This window comes from Neisseria sp. P0019.S002 (assembly GCF_051957155.1).
Classification (GTDB): domain Bacteria; phylum Pseudomonadota; class Gammaproteobacteria; order Burkholderiales; family Neisseriaceae; genus Neisseria; species Neisseria perflava.
The window spans coordinates 1-470 of sequence record NZ_JBQCWS010000099.1; the positions used below are offsets into that span (position 1 = coordinate 1).

General features: G+C 48.9%; 1 pseudogene. It reads left to right on the forward strand.

From position 1 onward, the window contains the following. Positions 1 to 233: pseudogene (locus tag ACTHTY_RS11770) on the forward strand (argininosuccinate lyase); the annotation flags it as partial. Positions 234 to 470 lie beyond the last annotated feature (237 nt).

Here is a 470-nt window from a genome sequence, read left to right on the forward strand (position 1 = left end):
TCCGCGACAGCCACGAAGTCGTTGCCCAAGCCGTGCGCCATGCCGATGAAGCTGGCGTGGATTTAAGCGAATTGCCGCTTGAAGTCCTGCGGGGTTTCGGCGGTTTGATTGCCGACGACGTTTACAGCGTGCTGACACCCGAAGGCAGCTTAAACGCGCGCAACCACTTGGGCGGCACCGCGCCGGAACAAGTCCGTTTCCAAGTGAAACGCTGGCGTGAATTGTTGGCTTAAATCCATCTAAACACATAAGTAAAAGGCTGTCTGAAAATTTTCAGACGGCCTTTTGATTACCCGTGTTAAACCCAAACTCAAAATAAAAACAGATAAAAACTAAATTTACCTTACAACGAGAAAACATGCTTAATGACTTTGCCGCACTACTCAAACAAAGGGAGCAAGGATAAAAACTGTCTCTTATATATATCTGACGCCGCAGACGCAGAGGCGAGTGTGGCTCTAGGTGGTCGT